The 17,891-nt window shown below is 68.4% G+C and carries 19 protein-coding genes; 8 read left to right on the top strand and 11 right to left on the bottom strand.

Going from position 1 to position 17,891, the window contains the following annotated elements; genetic code table 11:
- Positions 1 to 78: 78 nt before the first annotated feature.
- Entirely contained in the window at positions 79 to 1,071 is a 993-nt protein-coding gene (locus OHB24_RS16740; RefSeq protein WP_327639948.1) for a LacI family DNA-binding transcriptional regulator, read from the bottom strand.
- A gap of 79 nt (positions 1,072 to 1,150) precedes the next feature.
- On the opposite strand from OHB24_RS16740, the gene OHB24_RS16735 reads away from it, so the two are divergent.
- From OHB24_RS16735 to OHB24_RS16725, 3 genes are read left to right on the top strand one after another with little or no spacing between them, the layout of a single operon-like run.
- Complete coding sequence (locus tag OHB24_RS16735; RefSeq protein WP_442913993.1) at positions 1,151 to 2,398, top strand: DUF4032 domain-containing protein; 1,248 nt, start codon at positions 1,151 to 1,153, stop codon at positions 2,396 to 2,398.
- A 51-nt stretch (positions 2,399 to 2,449) separates the two neighbouring features.
- The gene (locus tag OHB24_RS16730) at positions 2,450 to 2,944 is read left to right on the top strand and encodes a SigE family RNA polymerase sigma factor (protein WP_327639946.1); all 495 of its coding nucleotides are present in this window, start codon (positions 2,450 to 2,452) and stop codon (positions 2,942 to 2,944) included.
- A complete protein-coding gene (locus OHB24_RS16725; protein ID WP_327639945.1) occupies positions 2,944 to 3,915 on the top strand; it encodes a hypothetical protein in 972 nt (323 codons plus the stop codon). The genes OHB24_RS16730 and OHB24_RS16725 overlap by 1 nt, the downstream gene beginning before the upstream one ends.
- 3 nt (positions 3,916 to 3,918) lie before the next feature.
- On the opposite strand, the gene OHB24_RS16720 is transcribed toward OHB24_RS16725, so the two are convergent.
- The 7 genes from OHB24_RS16720 to OHB24_RS16690 are packed head-to-tail and all read right to left on the bottom strand — an operon-like array spanning position 3,919 to position 9,402.
- Positions 3,919 to 4,320: a type II toxin-antitoxin system VapC family toxin gene (locus tag OHB24_RS16720; protein ID WP_327639944.1), complete on the bottom strand. Its 402-nt coding sequence runs from the start codon at positions 4,318 to 4,320 to the stop codon at positions 3,919 to 3,921.
- Positions 4,320 to 4,592, bottom strand: a complete 273-nt coding sequence (locus OHB24_RS16715) for a type II toxin-antitoxin system Phd/YefM family antitoxin (RefSeq protein ID WP_133787274.1) — start codon at positions 4,590 to 4,592, stop codon at positions 4,320 to 4,322. The genes OHB24_RS16720 and OHB24_RS16715 overlap by 1 nt, the downstream gene beginning before the upstream one ends.
- A gap of 33 nt (positions 4,593 to 4,625) precedes the next feature.
- Positions 4,626 to 5,450, bottom strand: a complete 825-nt coding sequence (locus OHB24_RS16710) for a glycoside hydrolase family 16 protein (protein WP_327639943.1) — start codon at positions 5,448 to 5,450, stop codon at positions 4,626 to 4,628.
- A complete protein-coding gene (locus OHB24_RS16705) occupies positions 5,450 to 6,271 on the bottom strand; it encodes a carbohydrate ABC transporter permease (RefSeq protein ID WP_327639942.1) in 822 nt (273 codons plus the stop codon). The genes OHB24_RS16710 and OHB24_RS16705 overlap by 1 nt, the downstream gene beginning before the upstream one ends.
- On the bottom strand, positions 6,268 to 7,251 hold the full coding sequence (locus OHB24_RS16700; RefSeq protein WP_327639941.1) for a carbohydrate ABC transporter permease: 984 nt from the start codon (positions 7,249 to 7,251) through the stop codon (positions 6,268 to 6,270). Before OHB24_RS16700 ends, OHB24_RS16705 begins: the two co-directional genes overlap by 4 nt.
- Positions 7,248 to 8,612 (bottom strand): ABC transporter substrate-binding protein, encoded by a 1,365-nt coding sequence (locus tag OHB24_RS16695; RefSeq protein ID WP_327639940.1) that lies wholly within the window; start codon positions 8,610 to 8,612, stop codon positions 7,248 to 7,250. Before OHB24_RS16695 ends, OHB24_RS16700 begins: the two co-directional genes overlap by 4 nt.
- 10 nt (positions 8,613 to 8,622) lie before the next feature.
- Positions 8,623 to 9,402 carry an NAD-dependent epimerase/dehydratase family protein gene (locus OHB24_RS16690; RefSeq protein ID WP_327639939.1) on the bottom strand — a complete coding sequence of 260 codons (780 nt, stop codon included), beginning with the start codon at positions 9,400 to 9,402 and terminating at the stop codon, positions 8,623 to 8,625.
- Positions 9,403 to 9,545: 143 nt separating this feature from the next.
- Here OHB24_RS16690 and OHB24_RS16685 point away from each other — a divergent pair, with 143 nt between their 5' ends.
- The 4 genes from OHB24_RS16685 (at position 9,546) to OHB24_RS16670 (ending at position 14,618) form a co-directional block, all read left to right on the top strand.
- Positions 9,546 to 10,793 (top strand): ROK family transcriptional regulator, encoded by a 1,248-nt coding sequence (locus OHB24_RS16685; RefSeq protein WP_327639938.1) that lies wholly within the window; start codon positions 9,546 to 9,548, stop codon positions 10,791 to 10,793.
- A complete protein-coding gene (gene dgoD / locus OHB24_RS16680) occupies positions 10,790 to 11,935 on the top strand; it encodes a galactonate dehydratase (protein WP_327639937.1) in 1,146 nt (381 codons plus the stop codon). The genes OHB24_RS16685 and dgoD overlap by 4 nt, the downstream gene beginning before the upstream one ends.
- A complete protein-coding gene (locus OHB24_RS16675; RefSeq protein WP_327639936.1) occupies positions 11,929 to 13,164 on the top strand; it encodes a glycoside hydrolase family 27 protein in 1,236 nt (411 codons plus the stop codon). The genes dgoD and OHB24_RS16675 overlap by 7 nt, the downstream gene beginning before the upstream one ends.
- Before the next feature lie 164 nt (positions 13,165 to 13,328).
- Positions 13,329 to 14,618: an ISL3 family transposase gene (locus OHB24_RS16670; RefSeq protein WP_327636750.1), complete on the top strand. Its 1,290-nt coding sequence runs from the start codon at positions 13,329 to 13,331 to the stop codon at positions 14,616 to 14,618.
- Positions 14,619 to 14,791: 173 nt separating this feature from the next.
- On the opposite strand, the gene OHB24_RS16665 is transcribed toward OHB24_RS16670, so the two are convergent.
- From OHB24_RS16665 to OHB24_RS16655, 3 genes are read right to left on the bottom strand one after another with little or no spacing between them, the layout of a single operon-like run.
- Positions 14,792 to 15,241, bottom strand: a complete 450-nt coding sequence (locus OHB24_RS16665; RefSeq protein WP_327639935.1) for an NUDIX hydrolase — start codon at positions 15,239 to 15,241, stop codon at positions 14,792 to 14,794.
- Positions 15,241 to 16,008, bottom strand: coding sequence for a 3-hydroxyacyl-CoA dehydrogenase (locus OHB24_RS16660; protein ID WP_327639934.1), 768 nt, complete (start codon positions 16,006 to 16,008; stop codon positions 15,241 to 15,243). Before OHB24_RS16660 ends, OHB24_RS16665 begins: the two co-directional genes overlap by 1 nt.
- Positions 16,005 to 17,156: an acyl-CoA dehydrogenase family protein gene (locus OHB24_RS16655; RefSeq protein ID WP_327639933.1), complete on the bottom strand. Its 1,152-nt coding sequence runs from the start codon at positions 17,154 to 17,156 to the stop codon at positions 16,005 to 16,007. Before OHB24_RS16655 ends, OHB24_RS16660 begins: the two co-directional genes overlap by 4 nt.
- A gap of 85 nt (positions 17,157 to 17,241) precedes the next feature.
- On the opposite strand from OHB24_RS16655, the gene OHB24_RS16650 reads away from it, so the two are divergent.
- Positions 17,242 to 17,826, top strand: a complete 585-nt coding sequence (locus OHB24_RS16650; protein ID WP_130383294.1) for a TetR/AcrR family transcriptional regulator — start codon at positions 17,242 to 17,244, stop codon at positions 17,824 to 17,826.
- Positions 17,827 to 17,891 lie beyond the last annotated feature (65 nt).

Genomic DNA, 17,891 nt, shown 5'->3' with positions numbered 1-17,891 from the left:
GTGGGAGATTGCCTGCCGGGGGACAGACGACAACAGCCGCCGACCCTGTGGGGTCAGCGGCTGCCGGGTGTTGCGTGGCTAGATGCGGGCTCGCGCGGTGGAGGCGCGGACGACGAGCTCGGGTTCGAAGAGGAGTTCGTCGGCGGGGACGGCGGCGCGTTCGATCAGGGCGACCAGCATGTCGACGGCGGCGCGGCCCATCGCGTCGATCGGCTGCCGCACGGTGGTCAGCGGCGGGTCGGTGCAGTTCATCATCGCGGAGTCGTCGTACCCGATCACCGAGACCTCGTCGGGGACGCTCAGGCCGGCCCGGCGTACAGCGCGGATGGCGCCGAGGGCAAGGATGTCGCTGGCGCAGACGATGCCGGTGACACCGGCGTTCACCAACTTGGTCGCGGCCGCGTGCCCGCCCTCGAGCGAGAACATCGTGTGCTCGACGAGCCCCGGATCCGCCTCCTCGGCGGCCATGAACGCCTCCAGCTTCCGCCGCGACGGGATGTGGTCGCGCGGGCCGAGGACCATTCCGATCCGCCGGTGGCCAAGGGCGCGCAGGTGGCCGATGGCCATCTCCGCGGCGACGTAGTCGTCCGACGAGACCTGCGGGAAGCCGAGGTGATCGACGGCGGCGTTGACCAGTACGGTCGGCAGCTTGCGCTCCTGGATCAGCTCGTAGTGCCCGTGCGGCGCGTCCGCCTGCGCGTAGAACCCGCCGGCGAACACGACCCCGGACACCTGCTGCTGGAGGAGCAGATCCACGTAGTCGGCCTCGGACACGCCGCCGACGGTCCGGGTGCAGAGCAACGACGTGAACCCTTGCTGCGCGAGCGCCCCGCCGACGACCTCGGCGAACGCCGGGAAGATCGGGTTCTGCAACTCGGGCAGGACCAGCCCGACGAGCCGGGCGCGATCACCCCGGAGTTGGGTGGGCCGCTCGTACCCGAGCACGTCGAGCGCCGTCAGGACGGCTTCCCGGGTCGCCTCGGACACACCGGGCTTCCCGTTCAGGACCCGGCTCACGGTGGCTTCGCTGACCCCGACCTTCTTCGCCACCTCTGCAAGTCGTCGTGTCATGACGCAAACTCTACGCCTATTCACGCAAGAATTTGCAAGCACTTGCGTACCTCGCTGAACTCTCAGACACCCTCGCAGGATTCCTGACACACTGGGAGCCGTGCCTCGATTCGTCGCCACCCGCCCGGACACCGGTCTGCTGTCGCTCCCGTGGGACGTCCCGCTGGAGGACTGGCCCGAGGACCAGCTGGTCGCGCTGCCGCGCGGTATCTCGCGGCACGTGGTCCGCTTCGTCCGGGTCAACGGCAACGTGTACGCGATCAAGGAGGTCCTCGAGCACCTCGCGATGCACGAGTACCGCCTGCTCCGCGACCTCGAACGGCTGGAGTCGCCGTCCGTCGAACCCGTCGGCGTGATCACCGACCGGATCGACCGCAACGGTGAGCCGATCGACTCGATCCTGATCACCCGGCACCTTCAGTTCTCACTGCCGTACCGGGCGCTGTTCTCCAGCACGCTGCGCCCCGACACGGTCAACCGGCTGATCGACGCCCTGGTCGCGCTGATCGTCCGGCTGCACCTGCTCGGCTTCTTCTGGGGCGACTGCTCGCTGTCGAACACTCTGTTCCGGCGCGACGCCGGCGCGTTCGCGGCGTACCTGGTGGACGCCGAGACCGGCGAGCTGCACCAGGACATCTCCGACGGGCAGCGGGCGCACGACCTCTACACCGCGGAGATCAACCTGTTCGGTGAGCTGCTCGACCTGCAGGAAGGCGGTCTGCTCGACGAGTCGATCGACCCGCAGGAGACGGTCGAGTCGATCCAGAAGCGGTACGAGGCGCTGTGGGCCGAGTTGACCGCGCCTGAGGAGTTCGCGAACGACGAGATGCACCGGCTGGACTCGCGGATCCGGCGGCTGAACGAGCTCGGCTTCGACGTCGCCGAGATCGACATCATCACCGACTGGGACGGCAGCCAGGTCCGGATCCAGCCGAAGGTCGTCGACGCCGGGCACCACTCGCGGCGGCTGCTCCGCCTGACCGGGCTGGACGTCGAGGAGAACCAGGCCCGCCGGCTGCTCAACGACCTGGACTCGTTCGCCGCCTCGACCGACCAGCAGAACGAGGACGAGGAGATCGTCGCCCACCAGTGGCTGACCGACGTCTTCGAACCCGTCGTCCGCTCGGTCCCCCGCGACCTGAAGCGCAAACTCGAGCCCGCCGAGGTCTTCCACGAGGTCCTCGAACACCGCTGGTTCCTGTCCGAGCAGGCCGGCCACGAGGTCGACACGATGGAGGCGGCCCGCTCGTACGTCGACGAAGTACTGGCCGCGAAACCGGACGAGAAGCTGGCGCTACCGACACCGACACTTCCCGAACCTGACTGATCCCTGCAACGTTCCGGGGCTCGCCGGCGTGATGTGGGTGGGAGGTGCCGGATGGAGACGCCGGAGTTCGACGAGTGGGTGGCGCAGCGGGGGGCCGCGCTGTTGCGGTTCGCCTACCTGCTCACCCGCGACCACGCACGCGCCGAGGAGGCCGTGCAGGACGCGCTGATCGCCGCGTACTCACGGTGGACCCGGATCTGCCGCGGTCAGGATCCGGAGGCGTACGTCCGCCGTTCGATCGTGAACGCCGACATCTCCCGCTGGCGCCGCTTCCTCCGCCGCGAGACCCCGACCGCGGACCTGACGCCTTCCGGCTCCGGTCCGGATCATGCGGAAACGCAGGCGGAGCAGGACGCGGTCTGGGCGTTGTGCGCCACGCTGCCCTCGAAGCAACGGGCTGCCGTCGTACTGCGGTACTACGAGGATCTCCCGGACGCGGACATCGCGAAGATCCTCGGCTGCTCGCCGGCCACGGTCCGCTCGCAGATCCATCGTGCGCTGGCATCGCTGCGCACCACCATCGGAACCGAGGAGGCCAAGCGCTGATGGACGCATCCGAGAAGCTGATCGCGGACACCCTGTCGAAGCACGCGGCCGACGCACCTGCCGACGACCACCTCCTGTCCGTGGTCCACGCCCGCCTGCGCCGTCGCCGTTCCGGTCGTTCGATCGGCGCTGTCGTAGTCGCCGCGGCGGTCGTCGCCACGGCCGTCACCGCGTCGCAGAACCTCAGCACCGAGCTGCACACCGATCCGCCGGCTGCTCTGACCCCGGCGCCGGGGTGGCATTGGGAGTCCTTCAAGACGGTCCAGGTACAAGTGCCTTCGAGCTGGACGCAGTACGTGTCCGGCTCGGCGCCATGTCCCGCCTCTCTCGGCAGCCCGGTGATCGGGCGATTCAACGACTGGCTCGGCGGCCGGCGGCTGCCCTGCGCGGCTGCAGTGCTGCCATTGACGGAACGGCAGGACTACCTGTGGTTCAACGACGTCCAAGCACCGGGGATCAAGCGGTACGACGGTGGCTGGACCGAAGAGACGCGCCTGGTCGGAGGGGTGAAGCTGAGCGTTCTCACCCGGGACGACGCCCTCCGCGAACGCATCCTCGACTCGGCCCGCCCGATCACCGACACCGACTACTACGGCTGCACTCCCCGCGACCCAGGCGACCAGCCCGGCAAACTGGGCGAGGACGAAGTGATCTCGATCAACGTCTGCGAGTACTTCAAGAACTCCCTGGTCGCCGGTTCGTCCATGCCCGCGGACCAGGTCACCAAGTTCACGAACCAATTGCGCAGGGTCGGTCCCGGGTTGCTGATACCGGCAACCACGTGCGTGGACCCGGCTCCCCGCACCTTCGTCATCATCGTGCACACCCGCACCACGTCCTGGCCGCTCCGGCTCTTCGTCTGCGGCAAGAACCTGTCGTCCGACGACCTGTTCCGTCAGGGCCCGCACCGCCAGGCCCAACCCGGCGACACCGCCCTCCCACCCGCAGGCTCCACCCCAGCACCGCGCTGACCCTCAGGACATCCCAGGACTCGCGACGGGCAGCCCGATCGCCTTGGCGGTGGCCAGTAGCCGACGATCGTAGGTGACGAAGGCAGTCAGTTCGTCGCCCAGTACGGCGTCCGCCGTCGCGAGGTGGATCGAGTCCAGCGAGCGGATCCACGGGTCCTGGTAAGAGGCCGCGGTGCTGCGCACCGTCTCGTCGACGTCATACACCGAAACGTGGGCCAGGACGGATGGGGCGGATGTGAGAAGAGCCGGCTCGGATCGCCGGAGGGCGCGAGGCAATTCCACCTCCACCAAAGCCGACGAGACGAAGATCCGATCGACTTGCTCATTGAGCCAATCGACGAGCTCGTCCGACGCCGCCTCGCGTCGGACGAGCTTCACCAACGCCGCTGTGTCCAGGTAGATCATCAGTAGCGCTCCTCGTCTCGCATCTGCTCCAAGAGAGCGCCGGCCTCGTGATCAGTGCGCACCTCACCCTTCGGCCGCGAGAAGGCTCTAGTCAGCCGAGCCGGCCGGAAACTCCCTGTAGCGAGCAGCCACGCCGTTGGCGACGCCTCAGCGGGCACCAGTCGCGCGACCACGACGCCGCGTTCGGTGATGTCGATCTCCTCACCCTGCTTGACCCGGGCCAGCACCCGGGCCGTCTCCTGGTTCAACATCCGGATCGGAACTTCAGCCATGGCTTCAGAATAGTACATATTTGTCTGACACCGCTATTTCGGCTGGTAGGCCCGGACGTAGTCGATGTCGAAGGAGTTCGGGAATGGGGTTGTGGCGTCGGGTGGGCCGCCGCGGTCGGGGTTGGCCCAGGTGCCGCTGTTGAGGACGACGTACATGGGTTTGTCGGGCACCTGGGCGCCGGTGATGCTCGAGGTCGGTTTGCCGTCGACGGTGAAGGTGATGCGGCCGGGTGACCACAGCACGCCGTACGTGTGCCAGCCGGTCGTCGGGTTGAGTCCGGTCGCCCAGTGGCTGTCCCAGCGAACGTCCGGCCAGGTGCCCGACGCCAGGCCGCTGTGCATGCTCTCGATGCTCCCGAACCACTCGGCGACATCGATCTCCGGCGGCCAACTGCGGTCCTGCGGAATCAGCCAGAACGCCGGCCACACTCCCTTGCCGGCCGGGAACTTCGCGCAGATCTCCCAGTACCCGTAGGTCTGGAAGAACTTGTCGTGCGAGGAGATGAACCCCTCGGTGTACTGGTACGTCCCGGCCGGGTCCGTGCCGACCACCGGCTTGTTGTCGGTCACCAGCCGCAACTTCCCACCGGACAGCACGACGTTCTCGTCGACGGCGTAACTCCCGTACGACGTGTTGTGGTAGTGCCCACCCGCCCTACCAGGGAAGTCCATCACCGTGCTCCACGACCGCCGGTCCAACGCGCGACCGCCGAACTCGTCATGCCAACTCAGCCGCATCCCAGCAGGTCGCTGCGGCGCGGACGTACAGGTGGGACTCGCCGCCTGTGCCTGGGCGGGGACGCTGGTGACGCTTGCCGCGAGCAACAGCACGACAGCGCTGAGGATTCGTAGTCTCATCATTTGATCCCTGACGTCGAGAAGCCGCTGACGAAGCGGCGCTGCATGAAGAGGAAGAGGATCAGGACGGGGAGGACGTACATGACCGCGCCGGCGGCGACCAGGTTGTTCATCGGGAGGCCCTTGTCGTTGACGTAGCCGGTGGCCATCGCCACGGCCAGGGTCGTGCTGTCCTGGCTGAGGAACATGGCCGGGCCGACGAAGTCACCCCAGGCGTGCGTGAAGGAGAGGATCACGCTGGCCGCGATCACCGGCCAGGACTGCGGCAGGAAGATCCGCCAGAAGATCCCGACGTACCCGCAGCCGTCGATGATCGCGGCCTCCTCCATCTCCCGCGGGATGCCGGCGAAGAACTGCCGGAACAGGAAGATCAGGAACGCGCTGCCACCCAGCCCCCAGGCCACCCACGGCCAGTAGGTGTTGACCATGTGCAGCTTCGCGAAGATCAGGTACGTCGGAACGAGCGTCACGATCCCCGGCAACATCATCGTCGCCAGGAGCACGACGAACAACTGCTTCTTCCCCGGTGCCGTCAGCCGGGCGAACCCGAATCCGACCCAGGCCGAGCTCAGCGTGGTCAACGTCGTACTGATGAACGCGATGGTCAGCGAGTTCTGCGCGGCGCCGAGGAAGTTCACGCTGGAGATCGCCTCGGTGTAGTTCGCGAACCGGGGCTGCGACGGCCACCAGGTCGGCGGGAACGACGCCATCTCGGCCGACGACTTCAGCGAGCTCGACACCAGCCAGAGGATCGGGCTGATCATCACCAGAACGACAGCCAGCAGTACGAGGGACAGCGCCCACCGGTAGGTCCGCGTCATTTCGTCCCCTCCGGTTCGACGGTGTAGAAGACGGTCCGGGCGCTGACCTTGATGATCAGCAGGGTGACGAGCAGGATGACCGCGAACAGCAGCCACAACATCGCCGACGCGTAGCCGAAGCGGGACGCGCTGAAGTACTGGGCGAACACGTGGATCATGTACAGGTAGTTGCCCTGAGGCACCGCCCCGGCGCCGCTCAGCGAACCCGACGACAACAGCAACGGTGCGAACGACTGCAGGGAGCCGATCATGCCGGTGATCACCTGGAACAGGATCACCGGTGACAGCAGCGGGATGGTGATCCTGGTGAACGACTGCCAGTACGACGCCCCGTCGACCTGCGCGGCCTCGAGCAGCTCCCGTGGGATGTCCTGCAGCCCGGCCAGCGAGATGATCATCGATCCGCCGCAGCCCCACAGCACCAGGGCGTACAGCACATAGCGGGCGTTCGGATCCACGAGCCAGGTGATCGGGTTCGCACCGAGGGTGCTCAGGATGCCGTTCGCCGCACCGGCGTCGCGGTCGAAGATCAACCGGAACGTCAGCGCCGCACCGACCGGCGGCACCACGGCCGGCAGATAGATCAGCGCCCGGTACAGCCCTCGCGCCCGGATCGGCTGGTTCACCATCACCGCGAGCAGCAACCCGGCGAGGATCGACAACGGCACGGTGACGAGCGCGAACATGCCGGTCTTGGCGAGCGAGCTCAGGGTGAGCGGGTCGTGGAAGATGTCGATGTAGTTCTGGAAGCCGACGAAGTGCGTCCTGGGCGACAGGCCGTCGGAGTCGGTCAGGCTGAGCCAGAACGCGTACCCGAGCGGGAACACGGTCAGGCCGACGAACCCGAGGACCCACGGCGCGACGAACAGGTAGAAGGTGCGCGCCTTGCGCAGCGTCGGCGGCTTCTTCTTCCGGTCCGGGCGTTCCACCGCGGCCTCCGCGACGGTGGAACGCCGTACGTCGGTCAGCGCGGAGCTCACCGCAACCGCTTCTTTCCGTCGGCGAGTTGCGGGTTGATCTGCGAGTTCAGCGTGTCGGCGAACTGGCCGGCTGTCATCGTGCCCTTGATTGCCTTGGGCAACTCACGGGTGATGATCGCGTTGATCGCGTCCTGCCGGAGGTACGGCGTGGAGGACGTGACCGAGAAATGCTGCTGCTCCGCCATCTGCACCTCGTAGGCCTGCTTCTGGTACGGCAGCTTCTGCGGCATCAGCTTCTGCAATGACTTGAGCGGCGGAATGCCCCAGCCGCCCGTCGCCCGCGCCTTCGCGGGATCGCCGGCCAGGAACCACTCCATCACCGCCCAAGCGGCGTCCTTGTTCTTGCTCGCCTTGGGCATCCACAGGCCGGTCGCGCCGAAGCACGGGCTGATCCGTCGGCTGGTGTCGAACTGCGGCGCCGGCGCGAAGCCCGCCACCTTGGCGGACTTGGGGTCGCCGGCGAACAGGCCACCGAGCCAGTAGCCGCTGAGCGTGGTCGCCATCCGGCCGGCCTGGAAGGTCGGGCCGTCCCAGCCGTTCGGATCGGGGTTGAGCACGGTCGGCCCGATCCCCGCCTTCGCGTAGTCCAGGTACCAGGTGAGGGCGCGCTGCGCCTCCGAACTGCTGAAGTCGACCGAGGCCAGGTCGTCGGACGTCAGCTTTCCTCCGGCCAGGTCGGTCAACCAGGCCAGCTGGGTGAACAGGCCCAGCCCGTTCGGGTTCAGGCCGTAGACACTGACCTTGGCGCCCTGCCGCTTCACCAGGCGCTTGCCCTCGTCGAGCAGGTCGTCGAGCAGCAGCGGCGTCGTCGCACTTGGATGGGTCACCTTCGCGGCGTCGTACAGCGCGCTGTTGAACCAGATCGTGCAGTCCTGCGAGTAGTCCTTCGCGAAGCCGTACCGCGGGCCGCTGCCCTGCTTCTCGCCGTCGTACCGCCAGAGGTCGTTGACGGGGTCGATGTCGTCCGCCTTGATCAGCGTGCTCTTCGCGAAGTACGGGTCCAGGTTCTCCGCGACCTGCCTGGCCACCAGGTACGGCGTGTCCGTCGCTCCCATGCCCCGGACCACGTCCGGCGGGTTGCCGCTGGCGAGCATCGCGGTCAGCTTGGTCAGGTCGTACTCGACGGTCTTCACGGTCAGACCGAGCGCCTGCCCGGCCGCCTTGGCCTCCTTCGGGCCGAACTCGCCCGACTGCGACATGACGGTCACAGTGCCCTTGGCGGCCGAGCCCGTGCCCGGGGCGGCGGCTGGGGTGTTCGTGGAGGACGCGGGCGAGCAGCCCACCGCCAGCGCACCGCCGGCGGCCGCGCTGCCGATCGCCAGGAACCGGCGGCGGGAGAGCCCTGCGTTCGTTGTGGTCATGGCCAGCCTCTCAATCGGATGTCTCTGGGTCGAACAGCCGGCAGACCGGGCCGGAGGAGGGGCCGGCCCGGTCCGCCAGGGCTTCGCTGTCGTCTTCGGGTCGGTAGCCCAGTTGGTGCCGGGCGGAGCTGGTGTCCCAGTAGTTGCGGGTGTTCGCGGAGACGCCGAAGTGCACGCCGTACCGCTCTCGCGCCTGCAGGGCGGCGAGTGTCAGCCGGCCGGCGTCGTCCTCGGACAGCCACTGGCCGAGGTAGCGGCGTTCGGACGGCGGCCAACCGGTCAGGCCGAGACGCAGGCAGGTGACCGATGCGCCGGTGCGCTCGGCATGCGTCCGGCCGAGCGCCTCCAGGACGACCTTGCCCAGTCCGTACGGGCAGCACGGGCGCGGGTCGAGCCGTGGATCGACAGGCCAGTACTGCGGCCGGTTGTACTCACCCAGCGCGTGCAGCGAACTGGCCAGCACCAGCTTCGGTACGCCGTGCGCCGCAGCAGCCTCGAGTACGACCTGGGTCGTCCACACGTTGGCGGCGTACACGCTGTCCCAGGTCTGCCAGGGGCTGCTGTTCGCCGCCAGGTGCAGGACCGCGTCAGCTCCGGCGAGGGCGTCGCGGGCCTCCTCCGGATCGCCGAGGTCGGCCTGCACCAGGCCGGCCGTTCGCTGCGCCGGTACGGCGCTGTCGATCAGCCGCACCCGGTAGTGCTTGCGCAACCACGGCACGACCACCGTGGCGACGCGCCCCAGCCCGCCGGTCACCACCACCAGCGGCGCGTTGTTCAGCTCAGCGTCCATGTCGTTCGTCCGGTCGCCGGGCCCGGGGCGATCCCCGAGCTGTGGCTGGAATTGTTCGAGCACTTCGCGGTTTGTGTCAAGAGTGTGAACGCAGTTTGTCAGTTTTGTTGACGGCGGTTCGCAGTTCGTCAATACTTTTCGTCGTGGCTGCGAAGGACACCGGATCTCTGCGAGCGCTACGGCGCACCAACTCCGAACGGATGCTGTCCGCGCTCATGGAGCACGGAGCACTGCACCGGGCGGAGCTGGCGCGGATCTGCGGTGTGTCCCGGACGACGGTGTCGACGATCGTGGCCGACCTGATCACCGGCGGCGTGGTGATCGAAGTGGTCGGCGACCAGGTCGCCCGGGCCGGTATCGACGCGTCCGAGGTCGACGGACGCGCCCGCGGCTTCCTGCGGGCCAACCCGGCAGCGGGCGCGGCTGCCGGTCTCGACTTCACCCTCGAGCGTGTCTGGTGCCATCTCACCGACCTGTCCGGCGAGACGCTGGCCAGCGACGGGGTCCGCGTTGGCCGCGATACCCCGTGGCAGGAGCGGCTCGCGGCCGGGATCGAACTGCTCGACGGCCTGCTGGAGCAGACCGGTCGCGGTCGCGGCAACCTGGTCGGCGTCGCGATCGGCGTGCCCGGACCGCTCGACCTTCAGACCGGTGTGGTCGGTCCGTCGCTGCCGGGGCAGGCCTGGGCAGGGGTGAACGTCGCGGCGGAGTTCGGCCGGCGTCTCGACGTACCAGTGCTGGTGGAGAACAACACCAGGCTGGAAGCGGTGGCCGAGTTCACATGGGGCGCGGGCCGGGACGTCCGCGACGTCCTGTATCTCGGGTTGTCGACCGGGATCGGGTCAGGACTACTTGTCGACGGCAACCTTCATCACGGTGGCGCACGCGGTGGCGGTGGCGAGATCGGCCACCTGTCGGCGGACACGAACGGCGCGGCCTGCCCGTGCGGGAATCGTGGCTGCCTGGTGCAGTACGCGTCGCTCCAGGCTGTACTCGCGGCTCTCGCGCCGGTGCTCGGGGAGGACGCCGGTCTCGACGAGCTACTCGCATCCGCCGCCGACGGCCGGCCCGAAACCTTGCAGGTGCTGCGGGAGGCAGGTGAGCAGACCGGGCGGGTGCTCGCGAACATCTGCAACCTGCTGAACCCGGAGCGGATCATCGTCGGCGGCGAGCTCGCACGTGCGGGCGACCTGATCCTGGATCCGATCCGCGCCACCCTGCGCCGTACGGCGATGCCACTCACCCGTGACGTCGACGTCGTCGCGGCCGAGCTCGACCTCGGTGCCCGCGCCGGTGCGTCCGGCGCCGCCGCCCTGGTGCTCCGTCAGACCGACCAACTAGTCGCCGCGCTTCTGTCCGCTCCTGACCGGCAACCGAATGAGGCTGTGTGAAGATCGTCGGATACGAGACGTTTCTGGTGGCGCCGCGGTGGCAGTTCCTGCGGATCGACACCGACGAAGGGATCACCGGCTGGGGTGAGCCGATCGTCGAGGGACGTGCCGAGGCAGTCCAGGGCGCTGTCGCGGCTCTGATGGAGTATCTGGTCGGTGCGGATCCGCTGCGGATCGAGGAGCACTGGCAGGTGATGGCGAAGGGCGGCTTCTACCGCGGCGGCCCTGTGCTGTCGAGTGCGCTGGCCGGGATCGACCAAGCACTGTGGGACATCAAGGGGCGCTACCACGAGGTGCCAGTGCACGAGCTGCTCGGCGGACCGGTCCGGGAGCGGGCGCGCGTCTACACCTGGGTCCACGGCCGCGACAACGCGCAGCTCGTCGACGATGCCAAAGCCAAGGTGGAGAAGGGCTTCACGGCCCTCAAGCTCAACCTGTCCGAGGCACTGCCCCCGATCCCGTCGCCCGCTCAGCTCCGCGCCTCGGTGAGCCGCGTCGAAGCACTGCGCGATGCGCTCGGCGACGGCGTCGACATCGCACTCGATTTCCACGGCCGGTTCAGTACGGCGGCGACGCGGCAGATCCTGCCGTTGCTCGAGCCGCTGCTGCCGATGTTCGTCGAGGAGCCGGTGCTGCCCGAGTTCGCCCGCGACCTGCGCCAGATCACCGAATCGACGAGCATCCCGATCGCGACCGGCGAGCGGCTGTTCTCCCGCTGGGACTTCCGCGACGTGCTCACCACCGGCATCGCGGTCGCCCAGCCGGACATCTCGCACGCCGGCGGCATCTCCGAAGTACGCCGGATCGCCGCGATGGCCGAGGCGTACGACGTGAGCGTCGCGCCGCACTGCCCGCTCGGGCCGATCACGCTGGCCGCGAGCCTCCAGATCGACTTCGCGATCCCGAACTTCCTGATCCAGGAGCAGAGCCTCGGCATCGAGTACGGCGGCGGCAACGCGCTGCTCGACTACCTGGTGGACCCGAACGTGTTCGCGTTCACCGACGGGCATGTGCAACGCCCGACCGGCCACGGCCTGGGCATCGAGGTCAACGAGGACGTCGTACGGGCCGCCGCTGCCGAGCCGCACCGCTGGCGATCGCCCGTGCTGCGGCACGACGACGGATCGTTCGCGGAATGGTGAGCGCACCGACCCCGCCGATGGGGTGGAACAGCTGGGACTGCTTCGGCACGACGGTCACCGAGGCCGAGGTGCTGGAGAACGCGCAGGTGATGCACGACCAGTTGCTGCCGTTCGGCTGGGACACCGTGGTCGTGGACATCGCCTGGTACGACCCGACCGCCCGATCGCACGGCTACAACGAGAACGCGCCGGTCGTCCTGGACGACTACGGCCGCCAGCTGCCGGCGCCGCTGCGGTTCCCCTCCGCCGCGGACGGTGTCGGCTTCGGGCCGTTGGCCGCGAAGGTGCACGAGCTCGGGCTGAAGTTCGGGCTGCACATCATGCGCGGCATCCCGCGGCGAGCGGTCGAGCTCGACCTGCCGGTGTACGGGACGCAGTGGACGGCGCGGGAGATCGCGGACCCCGATCACGTCTGCGCGTGGAACCCGGACAACCTCGGGCTGAACCACGACCATCCCGGTGCGCAGGCGTACTACGACGCCCAGGTCGCGCAGTTCGCCGAGTGGGGTGTGGACTTCGTGAAGGCGGACGACATGCTCGCGCCGTACCACGATCGCGAGATCGCGGCGTACGCGCAGGCGATCGAGCGGAGCGACCGCGACATCGTGCTGTCCTTGTCACCCGGCACGATGTTGTCGACGCATCATGTCGAGCATCTGCGGGCGAACGCGCAGCTGTGGCGGATCTCCGACGACCTGTGGGACCGGTGGGAGGACGTGCACGCGCAGTTCGCGCGACTGGCCCGCTGGGCGCCGTTCCAGCAGACCGGCGGCTGGGCGGACGCGGACATGCTGCCCCTCGGCCACATCGGCATCCGCGCCGAACGCGGCGACGACCGCGGCAGCCGCCTCACCGTCGACGAACAGAAAACCCTGCTCACCCTCTGGGTCATGGCCCGCTCCCCCCTGATGATGGGCGGCGACCTCCCCACCACCTCCCCGGAAACCCTTGCCCTGCTGAAGAATCCAGCCCTCACCGAGGTCCTCACCACCTCACACGACGCCCGCGAAGTCATCCGCGAACCACAAGACGACGGCGAACTAATCGTCTGGACAGCAAGCGGCCACGATTGCTCCTACGCAGCAATCTTCTGGACCGGCCCAACCCCACGCGAGGTGACAGTCCCCCTGGAGTCCCTCGCCGCCCAAGGCACACCACGCGACCTCTGGGGCGACTCGGTGGCCGATGAGATACCGGCGCACGGTGTGCGCTGGCTGAAATTCAGCTGAGCCCCGCGGACAGGACCCAAGCTCGGAGGGTCTTCATATCCAAGGGGTTATCCGGCTCTTGTGACTGATCCGTGGGTGGGTCTGCGTGGCTGTGTTGGCGCACGCCGTTCTCTGTCTAGGTTTCTGAGCTGTCGAGGAACAGGAACCGTGGACGGGAGAACGGCGTGCGGAACGTCAGCTTATGGCGTGGGTTGCTGGGGGTTGATCAGACGGTGGTTGAGGACGTCGAGTTCGTTGAGGCTGAGCAGGTTGTGGTGGTGTCGGTTCGGCCGGTGAAGGGGGCGTGCCGGCGGTGTGGGCGGTGTGGGGCGCGGTCGCCGTGGTTTGACCGGGGTGAGGGCCGCAGGTGGTGGCGGGGTCTGGATCTGGGCACGGTGCGCACGGTGCTGGAGGCCGAGGCGCCGCGGGTGCGGTGCCGGGTGCATGGGGTGGTGGTGGCGTGGGTGCCGTGGGCGCGGCATGGAGCCGGTCATACTCGCGCGTTTGATGACCAGGTGGCGTGGCTGGCGGTGGTGTGTTCCAAGACCGCGGTGACGGAGTTGATGCGGATCGCGTGGCGCACGGTCGGGGCGATCGTGGACCGGGTGTGTGCCGACGTCGACGCGGTGACTGACCGGCTCGACGGGCTGGCCCGGGTCGGGATCGACGAGGTCAGCTACCGCAAGGGCCAGAAGTACCTGACCGTCGTGGTCGACCACGATTCCGGGCGGCTGGTGTGGGCGCAGCCGGGCCGCGACGCCGCCACCGTGGGCAGGTTCTTCGACGCCCTGGGACCCGATCGCGCCGCCGCGTTGACGCATGTGTCGGCCGACGGCGCGACCTGGATCACCAACGTGGTGCGGGCACGTGCCCCGCAAGCAGTGATCTGCGCGGACCCGTTCCACGTCGTGTCCTGGGCCACCAAATGCCTGGACGAAGTACGGCGTGAGACCTGGACGATCGCCCGCCGCGCCGCCGGCGGCACCCACCAGATCGGCGACCGGGCCGGGGGCCGCTACCACGCCTCCCGCGGGGACGCCCAAACCATCGCCCGGTCCCGCTGGGCATTGTGGAAGAACCCCAACGACCTCACCAGCAACCAAACCGCCCAGCTCGCCTGGATCGCCACCTGCAGCCCTCGTCTGCACCGCGCCTACCTACTCAAAGAAGGCCTACGGCACGTGTTCAATCTCGGCGGCATCGAAGGCCAGCACGCCCTCACCGCCTGGCTGGCCTGGGCCCAACGATCCCGCATCGGCGTGTTCGTCGAACTCGGCCGCCGAATCAAACGCCACCTCCCCGCCATCCACGCCAGCCTCGAGCACGGCCTGTCCAACGCCCGGATCGAAGCAGTCAACACCAAGATCCGCCTCATCACCCGCATCGCCTTCGGCTTCAAATCCCCCGACGCCCTCATCGCCCTGGCCATGCTCACCCTCGGCGGCTACCGACCAGCACTACCCGGCCGAACCTGACCCACGGATATGTCAGGACAGCCGGTTATCCCCTCGTGTGCAGGGTTCTCCCTTCGTGTATCAGTAGAGAACCCACAACGCGAGGGGATAACCCGTCGTCTGCTCGACGGGAGGTGGCCGACCGGCGGGGCGATGGGAGGTGGCCGACCGGCCGGTGTACACGGAGTCGACAGTCAGTCCACGGCTCTGATCAACCAACGGGAGATCGGCGCGTCGCCGAGTTCGTCGAGGGTGTTGATCCAGCGGGCTTCGGCGATCTCGGGTGACAGTCTGAGTGGGTGCGCGGTGGCGACCGCGGTGAGGATCGTCAGAGTGTCGTGCTTGCCTTCCAGAGTGGTGACGGTGGTGTCCACCACGGTGAAGGCTTCGGGCGGTACGGCGAGGCCTAGTTCCTCGTGAATCTCGCGGGCGGCCGCTTGGGCTGGAGTTTCGCGAGGCGGTTTGTAGCCGCCGCCTGGTAGTGCCCAGCGGCGGGTGTCGGCGTACGAATGGCGGACGACCAGGAAGCGGCCGCCCTCCTGACGGAGCAGGGCTTTGACGCCGAACGTCGTGGGTCTGCGGATGCGGAACCAGAGCTGGGCGAACGGTGAGCCCGCGCGCAGCAGGAGGGCGCGGACGCGCATCAGCGCGGGGGCATGCGGAGGGCGCCGTCTAGGCGGATGACCTCGCCGTTCAGCAACTGGTTGTCGAGGATGTGGCGGACCAGGGCGGCGTACTCGGAGGGCTTGCCCAGGCGGGAGGGGTGGGGGACCTGTTGTTCGAGGGCTGTGCGGGTTTCTTCGGGGAGGCCGGCGAGCATGGGGGTTTCCATGGTGCCGGGGGCGATCGTGACGACCCGGATGCCCTTGTCGGCGAGGTCGCGGGCTGCGGTCAGAGTGAGGGCGACGATGCCGCCCTTGCTCGCCGCGTACGCCGCCTGCCCGACCTGACCGTCGTACGCCGCGATCGACGCGGTCATGACCACGACGCCGCGGTCGCCGTCCGCGGACGGTTCGGAGGCGATCATCCGCTCGGCGGCCAGCCGGAGCACGTTGAAGGTGCCGATCAGGTTGATCTCGATCACCTGCCGGAACGTTGCCAGCGGCAACGGGCCCTTCCGTCCGACGACCCGGCCGGGGGTCGCGACACCGGCGCAGTTGACCACCACCCGCAGCGTGCCCAGCGCCTCCGCCGCGTCGAGCGCCGCGGTCACCGCGGTTTCGTCGGTGACGTCGGTCGGCGCGAACACGACGCGGTCACCGAGCTCGTCCGCGACCGCCTTGCCCGCGGACGACGGCAGGTCGACGATCACGACGCCCAGTCCGTCGGCAGCGAGCCGTCGTACCGTCGCCTCTCCGAGCCCGGAACCACCGCCGGTGACCAGAGCGACATCGGACGGACCTAACGTCATGTAGCACTCCTGATGAGGTCGCGGCTGATAACGAGCCGCTGGATCTGGTTCGTACCTTCGAAGATCTGGGTCACCTTGGCCTCGCGCATGTACCGCTCGGCCGGGAACTCCCGGGTGTAACCGTACCCACCGAGGACCTGGACGGCGTCGGTGGTGACCTTCATCGCCGCGTCCGTGCAGACCAGCTTCGCGATCGCGGCCTCCCGGATGAACGTCCGGCCCAGGTCGCGGCGCCGGGCAGCGTGCAGGTACGTCGCCCGCCCGGACTCGACCGCGGCGGCCATGTCGGCGAGAAGGAACTGGATGCCCTGGAAGTCGGCGATCGACTGCCCGAACTGCTGCCGCTCCTTCGCGTACGCCGTGGCGAGGTCGAGCGCCGCCTGCGCCAGGCCGACCGCGCAGGCCGCGATCCCGAGCCGGCCGGAGTCGAGCGCGGACAACGCGATCCGCATCCCGTCACCCTCGGCGCCGATCAGGTTGGCGGCCGGGATCCGTACGTCGTCGTAGTTGACGAGCGTGGTCGTCGACCCGGTGAGGCCCATCTTCCGCTCGGGCGCACCGAAGCTCAGGCCCGCGACGGACGCCGGGACGTGGAACGCGGAGATGCCGTGCTTCGGGTCGTCCGAGGTCCGGGCGAAGGTGGTGAGGAAGTCGGCGTGCGGACCGTGGCTGATCCACGCCTTCGTACCGTTCAGGACGTAGGAATCGCCGTCCCGGACCGCCCGCGTGGTCATCGAGGTGATGTCGGAGCCGGCCTGCGGCTCGGACAGCGCGTACGCACCGAGCTGCTCGCCGCCGATCATGTCCGGCAGCAGCCGCTCGCGCTGCTCGGCGGAGCCGAACGTCGCCAGGGCGTAGCTGGTCATGGTGTGCACCGAGACGCCGACGCCGACCGACATCCAGGCGGCGGCGATCTCCTCGAGCATCTGCAGGTACACCTCGTACGGCTGCTCGGCGCCGCCGTACTGCTCCGGATAGGGCAGGCCGAGCAGGCCCGCCTTTCCGAGGGTGCGGAACGCGTCCCGCGGGAAGGTTTCGCTCTCCTCCGCCTGGGCGGCGAAGGGCGCGAGCTCGTGCTCGCACAGGTCCCGGACCAGGGCGAGCAGGTCAATGGATTCGTCAGTAGGCAGGAGACGATCGACAGCCATCAGGCACCTCTCTCAACAGCTGACGAAATGATACTAGTAACGATACTGAAGCACGCAACTCAGTATCGTTCTATGCTGTCTCGATATGACAACAGTCGTTCCCGGGCGGCGGACCCGCCGGCAGTCCGAGCTGCTCGACCGGCTCCTGTCCCTGTTCCTCGAGCAGGGGTTCAGCCGGTTCACCCTGGACGACCTGGCCGCCGAGCTGCGCTGCAGCAAAACGACCCTGTATGCGCTGGCGCCGAGCAAGGAGCAGCTCGCCGTCGAGGTGGTGAAGCACTACTTCAAGAACGCCACCGCGCAGGTCGAGTCCGCGGTGGCCCGGCAGACCCGGCACGACCGGCGGATCGCGGCGTACCTGAACGCGGTCGCGGACGCGCTGCGGCCTGCCAGCCGGACCTTCCTCGACGACGTGGCGACGTTCGCGCCCGCCCGGTCGGTGTACGAGCGAAACACCCGGATCGCGGCCGAGCGGGTCCGGACGCTGATCGAGGACGGCATCAACAACAAGATGTTCCGGCAGGTCGACATCGCGTTCGCGGCCGAGATGATCGCCCACACCATGCAGGCGATCCAGCGCGGCGACATCGCCCGGCGGACCGGACTGAACGACGCCGAGGCCTACCGCGAACTCGCCTCGTTCGTACTGCACTCCCTGCGCCTGGACTGAACCACCGCGACGTTTAAGGTTGAGCACCGTCCTCTTGCTGCCACACCGCGCATCAGAGCCGTACG

This window comes from Kribbella sp. NBC_00482, from assembly GCF_036013725.1.
Classification (GTDB): domain Bacteria; phylum Actinomycetota; class Actinomycetes; order Propionibacteriales; family Kribbellaceae; genus Kribbella.
This window is presented reverse-complemented; position numbering and strand designations above follow the sequence as displayed.